We start from the raw sequence: 18,065 nt of genomic DNA on the forward strand, positions 1-18,065 counted from the left end.
CATCAGGAGTCGAGAGCGCCGATCAGCTCGGTACAGACGCGATCTACGTCGGTCTCGGTGAGCGAGAGAGCCGACGGGAGGTTGAGTCCGTACGGACTGACCCGGTACGCGACGTGGTTCCGGGCCTGCGCGATCGACGCCTGTTCCTCGTCTGCATAAGCAGCCAGGCTGCTCAGGGGTCGGAACAAGGGCCGGGTGTCGACGCCGACATTTGCCAGCCGTTCCTGAAGCCGGTCCTTGTCCCAGCCGGCCGCTGGGTCGATCTGAACGCTTGTCATCCACCACACGACGCCAGGGTTCCTGCTCGCGTACACCGAGAGGTCCGACCGCCCTTCGAGCCGGGTCCGGTACCACTCGTGCAGGGCACGCTTCTTGGCCGTCAGCTCATCGATCCGCTCAAGCTGGGCCAACCCCAGGGCCGCCTGGAGGGCGGTCATCTTGTACTTGAACGCGACCTCGTGATTGTTGAACGCCCGGTCGCCCACAGCGCGCCCGTGGTCACGTAGGACGTTGACCCTTTCGATCAACGCGTGATCGTCGGTGACCAGCATTCCGCCTTCCCCGGTGGTGAGCGTCTTCGACCCGTGGAAGCTGAACACACTCAGCTGGCCGAAGCTGCCGGCAGGCCCGCCCTGGTATGTGGAACCGATCGCTTCGGCAGCGTCCTCGATCACGACGAAGCCTTCTCGGTCCGCCAGGTCCTGGATGGCGCTCATGTCTGGCATCGCACCGTAGAGATCGACCACGATGACTGCCCGTGTCCGCGGCGAGAGGCAAGCCTCGATCGTCTCTGCAGTGAGGCACAGCGTCTCGGCATCGACGTCTGCGAAGACCGGTGTCGCACCGACGTAGGAAATCGGGGCGGAGCTGGCGATCCAGGTGAGGTCCGGGACAACGACCTCGTCACCTGGCCCAATGCCGAGGGCGGCGAGTGCCAGGTGGATCCCGGCCGTGCAGGAGGGCAACGCCGCGGCATGGCTCCGACCCGTGAACGACGCGAAGTCGGACTCGAACTGCGCGATCGGCCCGCCTGCGTGTGCGTACCAGGCGTCCGTCACGGCAGCGGTCACGTACGCGATCTCCTTCTCGGTGATCGAGGGGCCGGCCACCGGGATACGGTCCACGGAGGTCAATCCTTGACGCAGCGGAGGAACCCGCTGGGCGCCGTCGTGATCGCGAGCCGGTTCTCCAGCTCGGAGTCGATCTCGAAGCGATCGTTCTCCTCCAGGAAGGCCTCGACGGCTGTCAACGGGTTGTCGGTGGGAGACCAAGGACGGTCCGGGTACAGCTCCGCGGGAAGGTTGTTCACGATCGTGTCCAGGACGACGAGATAGCTTCCTGCACCGACCATGGACGAGTAGGCCCGCAGCTCCTCGAGGACGTGCTCGTGGGTGTGCATCGAGTCGAGGATGACCAGGACCGGTTTCGCGTTGCCCACGGCAGTCCGCACCTGGTTCACGATCCCGCGATCGATCGAAGACCCTTCAATGAGGTCGATCCTGGTGCGCATCTGGTGCTCGTCCAGAGCCGCTCGATTGTGCTCCCGGATGTCGATGTCGATTCCGATGACTCGTCCCGCTCCGCCTACCAGCTCGAGCATGGAGGCGCTGAACACCAGGGAACCGCCGTGGGCGATGCCGGTCTCGACGACGACCTCGGGGCGGATCTTCCAGATGAGTTCTTGGAGCGCCACCAGGTCTTGGGGGTACTGGATGACCGGGCGCCCCATCCAGGTGAAGTTGTACGAGTACTTCTCACGGACGCTCTCGATGAACCACTCGTGAGTCAGCCTCTGGAAATTGGTGGTCATTCTTCGCTCCTCGAATGTGCTGGGTTTCCGACGACGGTCGTTCCGGGGGGGACGTCGCGCAACACAACGGAGCCTGCCCCGACAACAGCGCCCGCGCCGATGTGGACGCGCGGCACGACCGTTGCCCCTGTCCCGATGAACGCCCCTTCGTCCACCCGGACCAGGCCGGCAAGGTGCGCTCCTGGGGCGATGTGCACGCCAGGGCCGACCACACACTCGTGGTCGACACTGGCACCGGTGTTGACGATGGTTTGACTGCCGATCTCTGCGCCTTCGCACACTGCCGCCTGGGCGAGAACCTGAGAACCCGGCTGGCACTTCGCTCCGCTGGCGACGAACGCTGTGCGGTGGACGATGGACAGCGGCATCATGCCCAGGGTGGTCAGACGGTTGTGGATCTGGACCCGCACCGGCCCGTGCCCGCCCCCGACGGCCACGAGGAATTCAAACTTCTCGAGATCGCCGACGGCATTCAGCCAGCCATCGATTCGAGCATCTCCGCAGACCAGCTCGATACCGGGGAACGGAGGAGGGATATCCCGGCGGTCGACCACTGCGACGACGTCCTTCGCTCGAGCGCCCAGGGCCTCCCTGAGCACGCGGGCGTGACCGGAGCCCCCCCAGATGAGAATGGGGGCCGACCGGGAGAGGGGGCTCATCTCGTCGGCCACGGCGGTGCCCCTTCGTCCTGCTCGGAGATCTCGCTGACCTGCAGCGGCCAGTCGATGGCGAGGGTCTTGTCGCTCCAGCTGATCGTGCGCGCGCTGCGGGGCTCGTACGTCCCGCTGATCAGGTAGCTGACGACGGTTTCGTCCTCGATCGTCTGGTAGCCGTGGGCGATCCCTGGAGGGACGTGCAGGGCGGTGACGTCGTCGGCATGCAGGTCGACCGAGATCCACTGGCCGAAGGTCGGTTCGTCGGGTCGCAGGTCGACCAGGACGTCGAAGATCGCCCCGCTCGTGCACCACACCGTCTTCGCCTCCTCGTAGGGCGGTTCCTGGTAGTGCAGACCCCGGATCGTCCCGCGGCGGCGGTTCAGCGCCGTTGCGAGATACGTGCTTGCTGGGTCACGGCCTGCGCCGGGCAGCAGGTCCAGGTCGAGCACACGCTTGAAGTCGCCGCGGCTGTCCTCGTGCCGCACCCCGGAGAGTACGAACGCGCCCCGGAACGACAAGGGCCTCGGCTCTGAGCTCATGCGTCGACCTCGTGGATGTCCGGGATGGCGATCCAGATCCGGGCCTCAGGAACGTGGTCTCGAATGAGTGCGCGCAGCTCCGACGCGATGTTCCACGGCAGGATCAACACGTCTGTGGGCGCGAAGTCGGCGAGCTTGGACGGCGGGACGACCGGAATCCTGGACCCCGGGAGGTAGCGGCCCTGCTTCTCGGGGCTCTGGTCGGTGACGGCGACCAGGTCGTCGGGTCCAGCGCCCGCCGCGTTCAGCAGGGTGTTGCCCTTCGCAGCTGCGCCGTAACCGGCCACGACGGAACCGTCGACCGCACGGTCGTCGAGCCATGCGCGCAGTTCGTCGATCGTGCGGAGGCAGTCGCTCCGGAAGGCATTCCACAGGCTCGGATCGCGCAGTCCCTCCGCTGTCTCTGCCTCGACCGCAACCTGGACGGACGGATCCGTGGGCATCGCGTCTCGTGGCGCCAGCCAGTAGCGAAGTGAGCCTCCGTGGGTCGGCAGCTGCTCGACCCGCACGAGAGTGAGGCCGTGCCGTTCGGCCAGCGCGGAGACGGCAGTGGCCGACAGGTAGCTGAAGTGCTCGTGGTAGATCGTGTCGAACTGGCGCTGGAGCAGCAGGCTCGTGAATCCCGGGTTCTCGATCGTGATCACCGTGTGCGGACCGCTCAAGGCAGCCAGACCGCCGACGAAGTCGTCCAGGTCGGGGACGTGGGCCATCACGTTGTTGGCGGCAACAAGACGAGGTGTGCCGTGGTCGTTGCGGATCCGCTCGGCGGTCTCCCGTCCGAAGAAGGCGCACTCGGTCGGCACCCCGCCCGCTTCGGCAATCGCAGCGACGTTGGCGGCCGGTTCGATGCCCAGAACCCTGAGCCCGGCATCACGAAAGCCCTTCAGCAGTGCACCATCGTTGCTCGCCACTTCGACGACGAGGTCGTGCCCAGTCAGGGACAGCTCCACGCGCATCTGGCGGGCGTAACCGGCCAGGTGCTCAAGCCAGTAGGAGCTCATCGAGGACAGGTACGGGTAGTCGTTGAAGATCTCTTCCGGCGTCACGAACTCACCGACCTGCCCGAGCGCGCAGGTGCCACAGATCCTCAGGTGGAGCGGGTACGTCGGGTCGGCCTCCTCGGGGTTGCGCAGCAGCCGGTTCGCGAGCGGCTGCTCTCCGAGATCCAGGACCGAGTGCAGGTCGGCGGCCCCGCACGCCCGGCACGTCTCGGTCCCGCGCCGGCTGAGCTGCTCGGCGGTCACGATGAGACCACGCTGGAGAACTCGCGCAGCTGGTCGCGCACCAGCTCGTCTGCCGACGCGCCAGCGGCTCGCCTCGCGTACCACTCGATCGTCAGGTCGACCGCGGCTCGCCAGTCGAGGACGCTGCGCCAGCCCAGCGAGCTCGCGGCGAGCGTCGAGTCGATCTCCAGGAACTGCGTCTCCTTCATCGGTGAGACAGGAGCGAACCCGTAGGGCGGCGGCTCCTCCCCGGTGGCGCGACCCCAGACCTCGGCGGCGCGGGCGGCGACCTCGCGAACGGGAACGGTCTGGAGCGAGCTCGGGCCGAAATTGAGCGCGCGGGGGAGCTCGGTGCCTGCCACGAGCTCCTCGAGGTACACCAGGTAGCCGCACAGCGGCTCGAGGACGTGCTGCCAGGGACGTACCGCGTCCGGCCGACGCAGCTCCGGCGATCCGCCGTCCGACCAGGCGCGGACCAGGTCGGGAACGAGCCGGTCGGTCGCCCAGTCGCCGCCGCCGATCACGTTGCCGGCGCGCGCGGTGACGACGGGAACCTCACCCCGGGGCCACGAACCGACCACCAGCTCGGCGGCAGCCTTGCTCGCGGCGTACGGGTCCTTGCCGCCCAGCGGCATCGACTCGACGTACGGCGGGGCTGAGGCCGTGTCGTAGACCTTGTCGGTGGTGGCCACCAGGACTGCGTCGAGCGACGTCAGCCGAGGGGTCTCGGCGAGGAGCTTCGCGGTACCGACCACGTTCGTCTCAAAGGTGCCGAGCGGGTCGGCGTAACCCGCGCTGACCAGCGGCTGCGCGGCAAGGTGGACGACGATCTGCGGGTCGAACTCGGCTGCTGGACCCTGCCAGTCCGCCCCTGCGATGTCGGCACGGATGTCGCTCGCCACGGAGAGGCCGAGCTCGCTCCAGAGCGCCGGTGTGCTGGGAAGCTCGGGCAGGGCGACTCCTGCGACTTCAGCACCGAGCGAGACGAGCCACCTGGTGAGCCAGCTGCCCTTGAAGCCTGTGTGGCCGGTGACCAGCACGCGTCGGTCGCGCCAGAACTCGCGGGAGGGGATCCGTGTAGCAGCGGCCACCTCATCGCCCGATCCATGGAGCGGAGCCATCGTCCCAGAGCGAGTTGAGCTCGTCGCGGTCGCGGGCAGTGTCCATCGCCATCCAGAAACCGTCGTGCTGGTACGCCGCGAGCTGGCCGTCCGATGCCAGCTTCTGCATCGGCTCCTGCTCCAGGCCGCACTCGTCGCCGTCGATGAGGTCGAGGACGCCCGGCTCCATGACGAAGTACCCGCCGTTGACCCAGCTGCTCGGATCTGCCGGCTTCTCCGTGAACCCGGTGACCCGGTCGTCGGCAATCGTCAGCGCGCCCCAGCGCGGGATGGGGTGCACCGCTGTCACGGTCGCCAGGGCGCCGAGAGACCGATGGTGATCGATCACCCGGTCGACGGGTACGTCGGACAGGCCATCGCCATAGGTCAGCAGGAATGTCCCGTCGAGGTGGCGCGCGAGTCGCTTGACGCGCCCGCCGGTCCTGGTGTCGAGCCCTGTGTCGACCAGCGTGACCCGCCAATCGGTCTCCGGCTTCGACAAGACCGACAGGCTGCCGTCGGAGAGGTCGACGGTGAAGTCGGACTCCCGGGCCTGGTAGCTCCGGAAGAAGTCCTTCAGGACCTCACCCTTGTACCCGCAAGCGACCACGAAGTCGTTGAAGCCGTAGGAGGCATAGTGGTTCATGATGTGCCAGATGATCGGCCGACCGCCGATTGCGACCATCGGCTTCGGGATGGCGTGCGTCTCCTCGGAGAGCCTGGTACCCCTGCCTCCCGCAAGGATCACGATCTTCACGCGCACTCCTGTTGTAACGGGCCCCGTATCCGCCCTTGAGGCTAGCCTGTCTGGTGCCGCATCCGCCGACGTTCGCGAAGGAGTCGAGCGGTCAGCCGCGTGGACCATCGATCGAAAGAGAGCTCGTTGAACCAGCCGACGCGCGCGCGTGCCAGAGACCGGGCGATTCTGCGCACGCTCGTGGGTGGGGCCGGCCTCCAGATGTCGATCGCAATCGCCACGCTTGTCTCGCTGCCGTTCGTGACACGTGAGCTGTCCGCTGCAGAATTCGGCATCTTCGCCACCCTGACCGGTCTCGCAGTCCTCTTCGCCCTGGCTGATTTCGGAATCGGCGGCGCACTGACGACCAGGCTGGCCGAGCTCCGCGGCGTAGGGGACGAGGGAGGGGCGGTCCGTGCCGTCTCCACCGCGATCGTGGCTGCGACGACCGCCGGCCTGGTCACCGGGCTGCTGCTCGTTCTGTCGTTGCTGGTTGTGCCGTGGCAGACGCTGTTGGGCGCTGGGGCTGTGTCGAATGCCGCGGTCGTCCATGCGGTCCTGGCGACTGCACTCGCGGCCGGCCTTTCGGTCCCGGCGGCGATCGGCCAGCGGATCCTCTACGGGATCGACCGAGGGGGGCTGGCGAACCTCTGGCTGCTCGGAGGTGCGGTTCTGGCGGCCGTCGGACTCGTGGTCAGTACCCAAGCCGGCTGGCCGTTGTTCATGTACGTGCTGGTGGCGCTGGGAGCACCGGCTCTGGCCGGGATCGCGTCCGGGTTCGCCGCAGTGTGGTGGCTCGCCCCCCAGCTCCGACCGCACGCCAAGCACGTCAGCCGTGCCGAGTGGGAGGTGCTTCGGAAGGTCAGCGGCTGGTACTTCGTCATCATGCTGGCCACGGCGGCCAGCTTCCAAGTTGACGCGCTGATCGTCGCGAGCATCCTCGGCGCTGCGGACGCGGGCGAGTTCGCGTTGGCCGTCCGAGTGTTCGGCCTGATAAGTGCGTCGTTGACGCCGGCATTGCTCCAGCTGTGGCCGGCGTTCGGTGAAGCCTTCGCCCGCGGTGACCTCGGTTGGATCAGGTCTCGGCTCATCATGTCCACGGCCTTTGGCGCCCTGACATCGCTTGTTGCCGGGGCAGTTGTGGTCCTGGTGGGACCGGATCTCATCGCCGCCGTGTTCTCCTCCGAGCTGCGACCGCACAGAGCCTTGCTGCTAGCCCTTGCGGCAGCAAGCGTGATCAGCTTCGTCACTTCACCCGCTTACCTGCTGATGAACGCGACTGGGCGCGTTCGACTTCACGCCTTTGCGGCGATCGCCATGGCTGCGATGAACTTCCCAATCTCTCTCTTGCTCACGAGACAGATTGGAATCTCGGGCCCGGGTTGGGGCACTCTCATCGCCAGCGTCGTGTGCACGGTGCCTGTGGGCATGTGCGTTGTTCCACGTTTGCTGTCTGCGGAGCGAGTAGCAAACACTCGTAGAACCTAGGTAAGACGTCCGCGGGCGACTCGGCCTGCTGCGAGCACCTTCGCCAGCCGCCCCCTCGTGTTGATACGCACTACTCCAAGGCGGTCGCCTTCGTGGAGCAAAGAGTCTACGAACTTCGTCGCGTCGTCGATGTTTTGAACTTCCGGGGGACAGGCATGGACCGGATTGCCAGTCAGAACGTTTGCCAGACCCGCCCACAAGAACTGCACCGCGGAGAATCGGCCTTCGTGCCTAATAAGGTCTTCGACACGAGAGCTATCGGAACGAAGGTCACCGATCGCCCGCAACGTCTGTTCAACGTCGGCCCGAGCACGAGGGTTGAACACCAGTTCTGGGTGGCGGAGCGCCGCTCGAACCAATGTTTCCAGGTCCGGCACTGGTACGTCCCGTTCCAACGAGTCTCGCGTTTGTAGGAGCGCCTCGGTGAGAACAATTGGAATGCTGCCTGCGAACTTGAGGTCTGGGTGAAACGGGATGGAGTTCTCGCTGATGTATTGCTCACGTGCGTCTGCTCGCTGACCTTGTCTTGCGGAGGCAAGCGCACTCGCGCCGTTGCTGTGGTGCGACGACCCACTCAAGGTCAACGGACGGTTGGTGCGTAGATAACACTGGGATGTCGATGCGATCGCAGTGCCTGCATATAGGTCTGGGGTGATTGAACGGAAGAAGCGACCATCCTTCGCCCGAGACCGCTCGATTGTTCGAGTGTGCACTGCTCCCCAGTAGGGCGACGGTAGCCAGTAATGGGGGAGCCGGAAGTGTGCCACCTTCTCCAAAGTCTGTTTCGCGTCGATGAATCCAACGTGTTCCTTCGTCGGCACGCGGACGGAAACATGATCGGCCAGCGCCGGGTCTGCGTAACGGGGCCAGTAGTACGCGGTGAGGGGCCAGATCAGCGCGTCAGCACCCTCCTCTTCCATCAAAGTTCGTGCTCGAGCGATGCCCCCCGGCATGACTCCGTCGTCATCTCCGATGATTGTGAAGTATCCGTTCGCGACGTGGCTGAGCGCGAACTCCCAATGTTCTGACATGCCTAGTCTGCGTCCTGGATTGATGTAACGGATCCGTGAATCGTCGAACCCAGCTACAACTCCTCGCGTCTCGTCAGTGCTCGCGTTGTCACTGACAAGGATGTCGAGGTCGGACAGGTCTTGGCTGATGCAGGTACGGAGGGCTGATTCGAGCGTGTCGGCTCGCTGCCTAGTAGGCAGAAGGATCGTGAATCGCTCGGTCAAGTACCTAGTCCAGCCCGAGTGAGAACGCCGACTCGAGGTCGTGCTGCGAGTAGGCGCGGAAGGCGATGTGCGTCTCCGTCTCCAGTACGCCGGGCACTTTGTTCAACTGGTCGGCGACCACGTCCGCCACGGCATCGTGGTCCCGAACCCGGACCATCGCGATGAGGTCGACCTGACCGGTCACCGAGTAGACCTCGCTCACACCCTCGAGTGCTGCGATCGCCTCCGCGACCTCCGGGATCCGGGCGACGTCGGCCTTCACGAAGACGATGGCGGTGATCATGGACGCAACTTATCGCGCGGGCTGGTGGACGGTCGGCAGTGAGCGCCGCTCGTCGAAGGGCACGAGGCTGAGCCGTGACTGCTCCACGGCGTCGTGGGCAGCGAGGTGCCTCGACGCCCCCCGCACCGGACAGGTCCACTCGCCGTCGACGTGGACCAGCCGGATCGCCGGGCTCTCGAGCCACCGCAGGATCTTCTCGGTCTCCTCGGCGGTCGCCGCGGGGGTCGGCCCCAGTCCGGGTGAGACTGCCTCCGACATGAGCCGGAGCTGGTCGACGTAGTCGCGAGCGTTCGCATCGACGGGGATGACGCCGGCGCCTGCCAGCCGACCGTGACGGACCACGTGGACGGCCCAGCGTCCGTCGTCCTCACGCCTCGCGGCAACCACCTCGGCGCAACGGGTGAGCGCGCTCAGGCGCTGCGTGCGGGAGGCCGCCCGGACGAAGGCCGCGAGCCGGTCGCGATGCACCCCGGCGTCCTCATAGCGCTGCTCCGCGGCCAGCGCGTCCATCTTGGCGGCGATCGCCTCGACGACCGCGTCCGCCCGCCGGAGGAGGTTGTCGCGCAGGTCGGAGACCATCAGCGCGTAGGTGTCCAGGTCGACGCTGCCGTCGCAGGGGGAGAGGCAGCGGTCCATCTCCGCGAGGACGCACGGGCTCCGTGAGGGCAGCAGCGGGAGCCGGCCACTGCACTGGCGGACCGGGAACGCCTCGTGGAGAGCCGCCAGCGACTTCTCCGCACGTTTCCGGGACGCGAACGGGCCGAGATAGTCCGCGTCGTCGTCGATCACCCGCCGGACGAGGGACAGCCGCGGCCAGGGCTCGTTGGTGAGCTTGAGCCAGTGGACCTTTTCCGGGTGGCGGCTGCGCCGGTTGTAGCGCGGCTTGTGCTGGGCGATCAGCCGCAGCTCACGCACCTCCGCCTCGAGGGGTGTCGCGCACTCGATGCCCTCGACCTTGGTCGACAGGCCGACCATCTCGCCCATCCGCGAGCGGGTCTCCGAGGCGGTGAAGTACGAGCGGACGCGCGAGCGCAGGTCGCGCGAGGTGCCGATGTAGAGGACCCGGTCGCGGTCGTCGCGGAACAGGTAGACGCCCGGTGCGTGCGGCAGGTGCTCGGCGAGGTGGCGCTTGCGGCGCTGCGCGGAGGTGACCCGGGACGTGAACGTCTGCAGCTCCTCGAGCGTGTGGACGCCCTGGGTGCCGAGGCGCTCGAACAGTCCGTGGAGCACGTCGACGGTGGCCCGCGCATCTGCGAGCGCGCGGTGGTTGGGCGTCGTGGCCGATCCGAAGGCGATCGCCAGGGAGCTCAGCTTGCAGTTGGGGGCGTCGTCGCGGGTCACCACGCGGCGCGCCAGGCGTGCGGTGTCGACGACCTCGAACGCCGGCCACGAGTGTCCGAGCTGTCGCGCGAAGTGCTGGAGGAAACCCACGTCGAAGGGGGCGTTGTGCGCCACCAGGACGGTGCCGCGCGCGAACTCGAGGAACGAGGGGAGGACGACCTCGATCGACGGCGCGGCCGCCACCATCGAGTTGGTGATGCCGGTGAGCACGGCGATGAACGGGGGGATCGAGGCATGGGGGTTGACCAGCGTCTGGAACTCGCCGACGATCTCGCCACCTCGCACCTTCACGGCGCCGATCTCGGTGATCATCGAGCCCTGGGACACGGCCGCGCCGGTCGTCTCGAGGTCCACGACGCAGAAGGTCAGGTCGCGCAGCGGCCGGCCGAGCTCGTCGAAGCTCATCTGGCTGGCCCAGCGCGACGTCGCCGAGGAGCCCGGCGTCGGGGGCGCGACCAGCGGGGCGGAGCTCATGTCCCTGACGGTAGGAAGCCGCGCCGACAGATTCCGGTTCGACGCGCGCAATAGGCTGCTCGTATCCGCCAGCGGTGCGGGCGAGCTACCCGGAGGAGAGATCGTGGACCTCACGCTTCCGGCCGCCCACCAGCGTTGGCGGTGCGCCGGCTGCGGCAACCTGACCCGGTTCGACGTGGCCCGGACGCGGCGTACGACGGAGTTCTGGCACTTCGACCTCGGCGGTGACCACGTCGTCGAGGAGACGGTGGTCCACGAGGAGCTGGTCGAGTCGGTGACGTGCCGCTGGTGCGGTCGCGCCGACGCCATCGAGCTCGTCGACCGTGCGGGCGCGGACGTCCAGGGATCCCCGGGCTCATGACGGGCGCACCCGAGGCGCTGCCCGAGCGGGTCCGCGCCCGGGTGATCACCTACGCGGCCGACGCTCTCGGAGTGCTCCCGGCCGACCACGTCCCGGGTCCGCTCAAACGGGCGGCGACGTTCGCGCCGGCGCGTCGTGCACGGATCGCCGGGCAGCAGATCCTCGACCAGCTGGCGAGCGACGACACGTTCCGCGAGCGAATCGCCGTACAGGCCCAGGCGCGGCACGCCGACGTCGCCTCGCAGCTCGCTGAGGGTGCCGGCTCGGTCGACAGCGCGGCGCTGGCATTTCTCGTGCGACCGGACGGCTGGCAGGTGTTGCTCGACGCGGCCGCGCAGGAGAACGCACGGGGCCAGCAGCCCGAGGAGGAGTCCACGGAGATCGCAGCACTTCGGAGTCGCCTCGACGCCGCCCTCGCGACGCAGGGGGAGATCAGGCGCACGGCCAAGGCGGAGCTGGGCGCCGCCAAGAGCGAGATCGCGGACCTCCGCCGAAAGCTCGGCGAAGCGCGTGCCCAGGCGCGCGCCTCCCGGAGTGATGCCGAGCGGTCGACCGCCGAGGCCACGGAGCGCACGACTCGCCTGGAGGCCGAGGTCGCGGCCGCCGAGGGTGAGATCCGGCGGCTCAAGTCGCTGGTCACCACACGAGAGGGTGAGCTCGCTCGCGCCCAGCGGACCGCTCGCACCACGCGGGACGAGGGCACGCTGCGGGCACGGCTCCTGATGGACACCCTGCTGCAGGCCGCACAGGGGCTGCGCCAGGAGCTCGCACTTCCGGTCGCGACCGGCTCACCGGCGGACCACGTGGAGGCGCACCTGGCTGAGGCCGGGGCGCGGCCCTCGACCGGTACGGCGTCACGCCCGGTCGACGACCCGGCGCTCGTGCGCGAGCTCCTCGCCCTGCCGCGGATCCACCTGATCATCGACGGCTACAACGTGACGAGGCTGGAGTGGGACGCGACGAGCCTGGAGGCACAACGGACGCGCCTGCTGAAGGCGCTGGGACCGTTGTCCGCACAGTCCGGGGCGGAGATCACGGTCGTCTTCGACGGGACGAACGCGGAGACCCGCCCGCTTGTGCAGCACCCGCGCGGAGTGCGCGTGCTGTTCAGTCCTCGCGGCGTCCTCGCGGACGACGTCATCCGGGACCTCGTCGCCGCCGAGCCGCCGGGGAGGCCCGTAGGGGTGGTCACCAGCGACCAGGAGATCGTCCGCGACGTCACCCGGCAGGCGGGGGTCCGGGTCGTCGCGGCGCGATCCCTGGTGCGGCTGCTGGGCTGAGGTCGGACCGGGCTCGGCGCGGTCTTGTCGGTGGTCGCTGTCACGGTGGTTCTCGAGCCCACCGACGGGCGTGAAGGAGAGTGAAGCGATGAGCGTGCGCGTCGACTGCGACACCTGTCTCGTCCGTGGGCTGGCGTGTCACGACTGCGTGGTGACCGTGCTGCTGGGACCACCGCCGGAGCTCAGCTTCGACGCGGAGGAGCAGCAGGCGTTCGAGGTCCTGGCCAGCTCCGGACTGGTCCCGCCGCTGCGGATGGTCACGCCTCTGGCAGGCCCGGAGGTGGAGTCCGCCTGATGCTGGAGTGACCAATGGGGCCGCTGTGTCCCAAGTGGTGAAAGACACAACCATCTCCCGCGGGGCGCGGTTTGGCACGTCGTTACCGTTCGTTTATCGTCATGGCTCACAAGGTCCCTGCACCAGCTACCGACGGTAGCTCAGGGACCGCGCCGAGTCTGGAGTCGTGCTTCTCGGGGGAGCGCGAAACCGGAGCCGGGGAACCACGTTCCTTGGGGTGAATCCGGCGCACCGAGGTCACCGATCTGACCGAGGGGCGCTGGTAGGGCGATCTTTGCGTCCGAATCCGTCAGCTCACCTGGTAGGCGTCAGACAAAGAGGAGACCGTCCGCTCGTGCAGAACGGCCGGAAGCGCATCCCCGCGATCGCAGCCACCCTGACCACTCTCGTGACCGCCCTCGTCGTCGTGGGCATCGGCTTCGCCACGCCCTCGGCGACGGCGAAGCCCGACCTCGCGACGGTGAAGAAGCAGGTCGAGAAGTACGACCATCTCGCCGAGCAGGCCTCGGAGCGCTACAACGACGCCCAGGTGAAGCTCGACCAGACCAGGACCAAGCTCGGGGCGCTCAACTCCGACCTCGCGCGCCAGCAGCAGGTCGTCGACGCGATGCGCGAGCAGGTCGCCTCGATGGTCGTCGACCAGTACCAGGGCGACGCGCTCTCCACCACGTCGCAGGTCGTGCTCTCGCGGAACCCCGACGCGTTCCTCGCGAACCTCAACGCGGTCTCTGCCTACAACAACCAGCGCGGCGAGGTGATGAAGGAGTTCAGCACCCAGCTCGACCGCCTCAAGCTGCGCAAGGCTGCGGTCAAGGCCGAGGCCGACCGGCTCTCCGCACTGCAGAAGAAGATGGCCGCGGAGAAGGCCGACATCGACGAGAAGGCTGCCAAGGCGCAGGACCTCCTCGACCATCTCGAGGCAGAGGCGCGGGCCAAGATCCTCTCCGGCGGCTGGACCGGCGACATCCCCGACGTCGCCGCCTCGGGTCGTGCCGCAGCAGCCGTGCGGTTCGCGATGGCCCAGGTCGGCAAGGCCTATGTGTACGGCGCCGCAGGCCCGAACGCCTACGACTGCTCCGGACTGACGATGCGGGCCTGGGGCATGGCCGGCGTCGGCCTGCCGCACTCCTCGAGCGCCCAGCAGGGCTCGGGAACACGCGTGTCCGAGAGCGAGCTGCAACCCGGTGACCTGGTCTTCTACTACAGCCCGGTGAGCCACGTCGGCATGTACATCGGCAACGGACTGATCGTGAACGCGCTGAACCCGAGCTCGGGTGTCCGGGTCTCGGCGCTGCACTCGATGCCGTACTCCGGCGCCGTCCGCCCGGGCTGAGCCGTCGACTAGGCTCGACCACCGTGGGAGCACGCGGCGGTCGACGACATCGCACGCTCGGCGCCGGCTGGCTGGCACTCGTCCTCTCTGCCACGATCGCGCTCTCCGGCTGCTCGCACGACGAGACCGTCACGCCCCCGCGTCCGGCCGGTGACTCGACCGACGCTCGTGAGGTCTCCGCCCAGCTCACCCTGACCAGGCTGGTGCACGCCCTGGAGTCGCGTGACCAGGATGCGGCCGAAGCGCTCGGCAGCTCGAGCGGACGTCCGACCCTCGAGGCCATGGCCGCCAACGCCGCGAAGCTCCGGCTCGTGGACCTGTCGATGCGGTTCGTCGACGACGAGAGCGCCCTGAGCGCCTCGGAGCGGCAGCGGTACGGCGGCAGGGCATGGGCCGGCACCGTCGAGCTCGCCTACCGGGTCGACGGCTGGGATGCGCAACCGACCCGGCTCGAGACCCGCTTCGTGTTCGTGACCGGGTCCGGCCGCGCGCTGATCGCCGGCGTCGGCGGGGGAGACGCGCGGACACCGTTGTGGACCACCGGCACCGGTGACCACGTCGGCCGACCCTCGCGCACTGGTGATCACCACGGGCACACAGGGCGAGCGCTACCTCGCCCTCGCCCGGCAGGCTCTCGCCGACGTCGGCAAGGTGCTGCCCGGCTGGCACGGGAAGCTGGTGATCGAAGGGCCTGCGAGTGAGGAGCAGCTCGACCAGGCGCTGGCGGCACCTCAGGCGCAGTACGCCAACATCGCAGCAGTCACGACCACGGTCGACGGCTCGTTGGTGCCGGGCTCACCGGTCCACGTCTTCCTCAATCCCCAGGTGTTCGACGGTCTGGGCCCGCGCGGCGCCCAGGTCGTCGTCAGTCACGAGACCACCCACGTGGCCACGAGCGCCACCTTTGCCGACGTACCGACCTGGCTGCTGGAGGGGTTTGCCGACTACGTCGCCCTGGCCCACGCAGGCATCCCGGTCCGCACCGCGGCCTCGCAGATCCTGGCGCGAATGCGGAAGGACGGTCCCCCCGACCACCTGCCGACGGCGTCCGAGCTCGACCCGACCGCAAGCGGTCTCGGTGCGACGTACGAGGAGGCCTGGCTGGCCACCCGTTTCATGGCGATGGAGTACGGCGAGGGCAAGCTCGTCACGTTCTACGAGAAGGTGAGCGCCGGGGAGCCTCTCTCGGCGGCGTTCCAGAAGATCCTGGGGACGAACGAGGCCCAGTTCGTGACCAAGTGGCGCGCCGACCTCCGTCACCTCATCGGGGGACTGGACGGGTGAGCTCGTGACCGAAGCGCGCCCCAGCCTGAGGCTGAGCCTTGCCGTGGCCGTCTCGACAGGGGTCGCGTTCGTGGTCGTCGCCGCTCTCGTGGTCCCCTGGCACTGGCTGCCCGGCGGCCACGTGCACGCGGTGTCGGCGACCGACGTCTTCTCGGCCCGGGAGATCGCACGCGGCGAGCACGTCTCCGGCCTGCTGCGGCGCGCGGCGTGGGGCAACCTCCTCGTGAGCGTCCTGGTCGCCGGGATGCTCGGGTTCACGCGGCTCGGCAGTGCCCTGGTGGCCCGTCTCCCCGGCTGGTGGTGGGCGAAGGTCGTGCTCGGGTGCCTCGTCGTCACGGTCGTCGGCGCCCTGGCCGCGCTGCCGCTGGCCTGGAGCGCGCAACGTGTGCAGCTGTCAGAGGGTCTCAGCCACCAGGACTGGGCCGGCTGGCTCGCGGACCGGGCCATCGGGCTGGGAGTCACGTGGGTGTTCACGACCGTCGCGCTGCTCGTCGTGGTCGGCCTGGCTCGTCTCGCGCCGCGCACCTGGCCGCTGTGGGGAGCGCTCGCCGCCGCCTCGCTCGCCATGGTGGGGTCGTTCGTCTACCCGGTCCTGGTCGAACCGCTGTTCAACCACTTCACGCCGATGAAGGCCGGACCGCTGCGTTCGGACATCCTCGCGCTCGCTGCGCGCGAGCACGTGCACCTCGACGACGTGCTCGTGGCCGACGCGTCACGGCGTACGACGACGCTGAACGCCTACGTCTCCGGGTTCGGCAGCACCCGCCGGCTGGTCGTCTACGACACGCTGCTGAGCGGGTTGCCGCGGGGCCAGGTCGAGGCGGTGGTCGCGCACGAGCTGGGCCACGCGAAGCATGACGACGTGCTGACCGGGACGGTCCTCGGGGCGCTGGGCGCGGCGTTCAGCGTCGGCCTGCTGGGAGTCGTCATCACCCGCCGAGCGGTGCTGCGGCGAGCCGACGTGGCCGGTCTGGCCGACCCGCGGGTCGTGCCACTGCTGCTCGCGCTCTCCGTGGTTGGATCGCTGCTCGCGAGCCCGGTGCAGAACACGATAAGCCGGGCCATCGAGGCGCGTGCGGACCGTACGTCGCTCGAGGCCACCGGTGACCCCAGGACGTTCATCGAGATGCAGAAGCAGCTGGCGCTGAGGTCCTTGTCGGACCCGACGCCGCCGGCGTGGAGCCAGTTCTGGTTCGGCTCGCACCCGACCGCGTTGCAGCGGGTGGGAATGGCCAGATCAGTCGCAGCTCGATGACGCGTGCGCGGACCAGTGAGGAGCCGCGGCCAGGCATGTCTTTGGCTGTGGGCCCGTTGCGGACCCACAGCCAAAGAAGTGGACCAGTGACTACGAAGAGCAGGTGGTCGTGGTCGTTGCCCTCGCATCGATGTCGTCGCAGGTGTTCCTGAAGACATCCCTGACGATGCCGCCCAGGGCGAACACCACGATGACGATCAGAGCCGCAATGGCGGCGACGAGCAGGCCGTACTCGACGGCTGATGCGCCGTCCTCGTTTCCTCTGCGCCTCAAGGCGCGGGCGAGGTCGTACTTCATGGGTCCCCCCAAGCTTCCGAGGTGGTCATAAGACTTCGGCCACGGGCCCGAGGGCCCGTGCCGAGCGATCGTCAGGAGGCGCAGGTGGTGGTCGTCGTCGAGTGCGAGTCGATCTGGTCGCACGTGTTGCGGAAGACGTCCTTGATGATGCCGCCGAGGGCAAAGACGACGATGACGATGAGGGCGGCAATCGCCGCCACCAGGAGGCCGTACTCGACAGCGGACGCGCCGTCCTCGTCGCGCTTGGCGGTGATGTTGCGGAAGTACTGAAGCATTGGGGTTCCTTCCCCTCGGGAACTCGATGTGGATGCCGGCAAGGATGACCGGACACATCACTGTCCCATTTGTCCGACATTGCAGAAATCGGCTATCCGTCCCGAATCACGTAGTCCATTCGGACTAGGCGCCCTGGTCAGTGCGGCGGAGCGGAGGTGTCGATGAGCCCCATCCGCATCGCGGCGACCAGCGCCTGCGCGCGGTTGGCGGCCCCGAGCTTCTCGTACACCTTGGCGATGTGGGTCTTGGCGGTGGACTCGCTGATGTACAGCTTGCCGGCGATCGAGGAGACGCCGAGGCCGTCCGCGAGCAGATCGAGCACCTGGCGCTCGCGATCAGAGAGTCGAGGGTTCGCCGACGACATGCGCCGCATCATCGCTTCTGGAAGGCCTGCGCAGGTGAAGCTGAGCGGCGAGACCGCAGCGTGGCGAGCGGCGGCGACGACCTCGGTGCTGGGAGCGTCCTTGCCGACAAAAGCCGACGCACCGGCGTCCATCGCGGCGAAGATCTGCTCGTCGCCGGCATACATCGTGAGCACCACCAGGCCCACACCCTTGCGCTCCTTCCGGACGGCCCGGACCAGGTTGAGCCCGGAACCGTCCGGCAGCTGGAGGTCCACCACGACCACGTCGGGCAGTGCCTCCTCGACGATTGCAAGACCTTCCGCGACGGTCCCCGCCTGACCCACCACCGTGAACGAGTCGTCCCGGGTGAATGCCCCGGCAAGGCCGTTCCGGATGAGCTCATGGTCGTCGACCAGAACCACTGAGGTGGTCATGGGGGCTCCCTTCCTGTCTTG

At 68.1% G+C, this 18,065-nt stretch carries 20 protein-coding genes and 1 riboswitch; of the genes, 7 read left to right on the forward strand and 13 right to left on the reverse strand.

Going from position 1 to position 18,065, the window contains the following annotated elements:
* Positions 1-2: 2 nt before the first annotated feature.
* The 7 genes from ACVW00_RS08730 to rfbF are packed head-to-tail and all read right to left on the reverse strand — an operon-like array spanning position 3 to position 6,085.
* Complete coding sequence (locus ACVW00_RS08730; RefSeq protein WP_457110509.1) at positions 3-1,124, reverse strand: DegT/DnrJ/EryC1/StrS family aminotransferase; 1,122 nt, start codon at positions 1,122-1,124, stop codon at positions 3-5.
* A gap of 5 nt (positions 1,125-1,129) precedes the next feature.
* Positions 1,130-1,810, reverse strand: a complete 681-nt coding sequence (locus ACVW00_RS08735; RefSeq protein ID WP_457110510.1) for a cephalosporin hydroxylase family protein — start codon at positions 1,808-1,810, stop codon at positions 1,130-1,132.
* Positions 1,807-2,481 (reverse strand): acetyltransferase, encoded by a 675-nt coding sequence (locus ACVW00_RS08740; protein WP_457110511.1) that lies wholly within the window; start codon positions 2,479-2,481, stop codon positions 1,807-1,809. Before ACVW00_RS08740 ends, ACVW00_RS08735 begins: the two co-directional genes overlap by 4 nt.
* Complete coding sequence (locus ACVW00_RS08745) at positions 2,466-3,005, reverse strand: dTDP-4-dehydrorhamnose 3,5-epimerase family protein (protein WP_457110512.1); 540 nt, start codon at positions 3,003-3,005, stop codon at positions 2,466-2,468. The genes ACVW00_RS08740 and ACVW00_RS08745 overlap by 16 nt, the downstream gene beginning before the upstream one ends.
* Entirely contained in the window at positions 3,002-4,249 is a 1,248-nt protein-coding gene (locus tag ACVW00_RS08750; RefSeq protein ID WP_457110513.1) for a class I SAM-dependent methyltransferase, read from the reverse strand. The genes ACVW00_RS08745 and ACVW00_RS08750 overlap by 4 nt, the downstream gene beginning before the upstream one ends.
* The gene (gene rfbG, locus ACVW00_RS08755; RefSeq protein ID WP_457110514.1) at positions 4,246-5,319 is read right to left on the reverse strand and encodes a CDP-glucose 4,6-dehydratase; all 1,074 of its coding nucleotides are present in this window, start codon (positions 5,317-5,319) and stop codon (positions 4,246-4,248) included. The genes ACVW00_RS08750 and rfbG overlap by 4 nt, the downstream gene beginning before the upstream one ends.
* A 1-nt stretch (position 5,320) precedes the next feature.
* Complete coding sequence (gene rfbF, locus ACVW00_RS08760; protein ID WP_457110515.1) at positions 5,321-6,085, reverse strand: glucose-1-phosphate cytidylyltransferase; 765 nt, start codon at positions 6,083-6,085, stop codon at positions 5,321-5,323.
* Between the two features lie 126 nt (positions 6,086-6,211).
* Here rfbF and ACVW00_RS08765 point away from each other — a divergent pair, with 126 nt between their 5' ends.
* Positions 6,212-7,552, forward strand: coding sequence for a lipopolysaccharide biosynthesis protein (locus tag ACVW00_RS08765; RefSeq protein ID WP_457110516.1), 1,341 nt, complete (start codon positions 6,212-6,214; stop codon positions 7,550-7,552).
* Here the strand turns inward: ACVW00_RS08765 and ACVW00_RS08770 are convergent.
* Genes ACVW00_RS08770 through ACVW00_RS08780 form a run of 3 tightly spaced genes read right to left on the reverse strand, consistent with a single transcriptional unit; the run spans position 7,549 to position 10,885 of the window.
* Positions 7,549-8,787 carry a glycosyltransferase family 2 protein gene (locus ACVW00_RS08770; RefSeq protein WP_457110517.1) on the reverse strand — a complete coding sequence of 413 codons (1,239 nt, stop codon included), beginning with the start codon at positions 8,785-8,787 and terminating at the stop codon, positions 7,549-7,551. The genes ACVW00_RS08765 and ACVW00_RS08770 overlap by 4 nt on opposite strands.
* A 4-nt stretch (positions 8,788-8,791) precedes the next feature.
* On the reverse strand, positions 8,792-9,070 hold the full coding sequence (locus ACVW00_RS08775; RefSeq protein ID WP_457110518.1) for an Lrp/AsnC family transcriptional regulator: 279 nt from the start codon (positions 9,068-9,070) through the stop codon (positions 8,792-8,794).
* 9 nt (positions 9,071-9,079) lie between these two features.
* On the reverse strand, positions 9,080-10,885 hold the full coding sequence (locus ACVW00_RS08780) for a DEDD exonuclease domain-containing protein (RefSeq protein WP_457110519.1): 1,806 nt from the start codon (positions 10,883-10,885) through the stop codon (positions 9,080-9,082).
* A 103-nt stretch (positions 10,886-10,988) separates the two neighbouring features.
* On the opposite strand from ACVW00_RS08780, the gene ACVW00_RS08785 reads away from it, so the two are divergent.
* From ACVW00_RS08785 to ACVW00_RS08810, 6 genes are all read left to right on the forward strand, one after another.
* Entirely contained in the window at positions 10,989-11,246 is a 258-nt protein-coding gene (locus tag ACVW00_RS08785; RefSeq protein WP_457110520.1) for a hypothetical protein, read from the forward strand.
* Positions 11,243-12,526, forward strand: a complete 1,284-nt coding sequence (locus tag ACVW00_RS08790) for an NYN domain-containing protein (protein WP_457110521.1) — start codon at positions 11,243-11,245, stop codon at positions 12,524-12,526. Before ACVW00_RS08785 ends, ACVW00_RS08790 begins: the two co-directional genes overlap by 4 nt.
* A gap of 88 nt (positions 12,527-12,614) precedes the next feature.
* Positions 12,615-12,821: a hypothetical protein gene (locus tag ACVW00_RS08795; protein ID WP_457110522.1), complete on the forward strand. Its 207-nt coding sequence runs from the start codon at positions 12,615-12,617 to the stop codon at positions 12,819-12,821.
* Positions 12,822-12,961: 140 nt separating this feature from the next.
* Positions 12,962-13,144: riboswitch (cyclic di-AMP (ydaO/yuaA leader) on the forward strand.
* An 11-nt stretch (positions 13,145-13,155) separates the two neighbouring features.
* Entirely contained in the window at positions 13,156-14,154 is a 999-nt protein-coding gene (locus ACVW00_RS08800) for an NlpC/P60 family protein (RefSeq protein WP_457110523.1), read from the forward strand.
* Between the two features lie 579 nt (positions 14,155-14,733).
* A complete protein-coding gene (locus ACVW00_RS08805) occupies positions 14,734-15,438 on the forward strand; it encodes a hypothetical protein (RefSeq protein ID WP_457110524.1) in 705 nt (234 codons plus the stop codon).
* Positions 15,439-15,442: 4 nt separating this feature from the next.
* Positions 15,443-16,693 carry a M48 family metallopeptidase gene (locus tag ACVW00_RS08810; RefSeq protein ID WP_457110525.1) on the forward strand — a complete coding sequence of 417 codons (1,251 nt, stop codon included), beginning with the start codon at positions 15,443-15,445 and terminating at the stop codon, positions 16,691-16,693.
* A 90-nt stretch (positions 16,694-16,783) separates the two neighbouring features.
* Here the strand turns inward: ACVW00_RS08810 and ACVW00_RS08815 are convergent, their stop codons facing one another.
* The 3 genes from ACVW00_RS08815 to ACVW00_RS08825 all read right to left on the reverse strand — a co-directional run bounded on the left by ACVW00_RS08815 (position 16,784) and on the right by ACVW00_RS08825 (position 18,044).
* Positions 16,784-16,990, reverse strand: coding sequence for a Flp family type IVb pilin (locus tag ACVW00_RS08815; protein WP_457110526.1), 207 nt, complete (start codon positions 16,988-16,990; stop codon positions 16,784-16,786).
* Between the two features lie 71 nt (positions 16,991-17,061).
* Positions 17,062-17,265 (reverse strand): Flp family type IVb pilin, encoded by a 204-nt coding sequence (locus ACVW00_RS08820; protein WP_457110527.1) that lies wholly within the window; start codon positions 17,263-17,265, stop codon positions 17,062-17,064.
* Between the two features lie 137 nt (positions 17,266-17,402).
* Positions 17,403-18,044 carry a response regulator transcription factor gene (locus tag ACVW00_RS08825; RefSeq protein ID WP_457110528.1) on the reverse strand — a complete coding sequence of 214 codons (642 nt, stop codon included), beginning with the start codon at positions 18,042-18,044 and terminating at the stop codon, positions 17,403-17,405.
* Positions 18,045-18,065 lie beyond the last annotated feature (21 nt).

This window comes from Marmoricola sp. URHA0025 HA25 (assembly GCF_054059435.1).

Coding starts and splice junctions, on each gene's coding strand:
- ACVW00_RS08815 (WP_457110526.1), bottom strand. CDS start 16,990: ATGAAGTACGACCTCGCCCGCGCCTTGAGGCGCAGAGGAAACGAGGAC.
- ACVW00_RS08780 (WP_457110519.1), bottom strand. CDS start 10,885: ATGAGCTCCGCCCCGCTGGTCGCGCCCCCGACGCCGGGCTCCTCGGCG.
- ACVW00_RS08775 (WP_457110518.1), bottom strand. CDS start 9,070: ATGATCACCGCCATCGTCTTCGTGAAGGCCGACGTCGCCCGGATCCCG.
- ACVW00_RS08795 (WP_457110522.1), top strand. CDS start 12,615: ATGAGCGTGCGCGTCGACTGCGACACCTGTCTCGTCCGTGGGCTGGCG.
- ACVW00_RS08745 (WP_457110512.1), bottom strand. CDS start 3,005: ATGAGCTCAGAGCCGAGGCCCTTGTCGTTCCGGGGCGCGTTCGTACTC.
- ACVW00_RS08820 (WP_457110527.1), bottom strand. CDS start 17,265: ATGCTTCAGTACTTCCGCAACATCACCGCCAAGCGCGACGAGGACGGC.
- ACVW00_RS08790 (WP_457110521.1), top strand. CDS start 11,243: ATGACGGGCGCACCCGAGGCGCTGCCCGAGCGGGTCCGCGCCCGGGTG.
- ACVW00_RS08735 (WP_457110510.1), bottom strand. CDS start 1,810: ATGACCACCAATTTCCAGAGGCTGACTCACGAGTGGTTCATCGAGAGC.
- ACVW00_RS08825 (WP_457110528.1), bottom strand. CDS start 18,044: ATGACCACCTCAGTGGTTCTGGTCGACGACCATGAGCTCATCCGGAAC.